This window comes from Polaromonas sp. P1_E3 (genome assembly GCF_056405935.1).
Genome location: NZ_JBFUBD010000791.1, coordinates 1 through 691, shown reverse-complemented (window position 1 = coordinate 691; position 691 = coordinate 1). Strand labels below are relative to the sequence as shown.

Sequence of the window (691 nt, the reverse complement as noted above, 5' to 3'; positions counted from 1 at the left end):
CAGCGCTGTCGGTACTGGCCGCGCGAGGCAAAAAACCGGTCGCCAGCGCGACGCTGCTGACTTCGTTTCTTGACTTCACCGACACTGGAATTCTCGATATCTTCATCGACGAAACATCGGTCAAGTACCGCGAGGCCGAAATGGGGCAGGGCGGTTTGCTCAAGGGGCAGGACCTGGCCTCCACCTTCAGCTTCCTGCGCCCCAATGACCTGGTCTGGAATTACGTGGTGGGCAACTACCTGAAGGGCGAAACCCCGCCTCCGTTTGACCTGCTGTACTGGAACAGCGACTCCACCAACCTGCCGGGCCCGTTTTACGCCTGGTACCTGCGCAATACCTATTTCGAGAACAACCTCGTCAAGCCGGGCAAAACGGTGGTGTGCGGCCAGAAAGTTGACTTGCGCAAGGTCGACATCCCTGTGTACATCTATGGTTCGCGCGAAGACCACATCGTGCCCATTGGGGGCGCCTATGCGTCCACGCAGCACCTGCCTGGCAAAAAACGTTTTGTCATGGGCGCTTCCGGCCATATTGCGGGGGTGATCAACCCGCCGGCCAAGAAAAAACGAAGCTACTGGACTCGCGACAAACTGCCTCAGGGAAAATTCCCCGCCACGCAAGCCGAATGGCTCAAAGGTGCGACAGAGCACCCCGGCAGCTGGTGGACCGACTGGTCCGAGTGGCTCAAGGA

Annotated in this window: 1 protein-coding gene; it reads left to right on the top strand. The window is 59.0% G+C overall.

Going from position 1 to position 691, the window contains the following annotated elements; translation table 11 throughout:
- On the top strand, nt 1-691 hold a 691-nt coding region (locus tag AC1D0Z_RS23545; RefSeq protein ID WP_477660533.1), incomplete at both ends, for an alpha/beta fold hydrolase.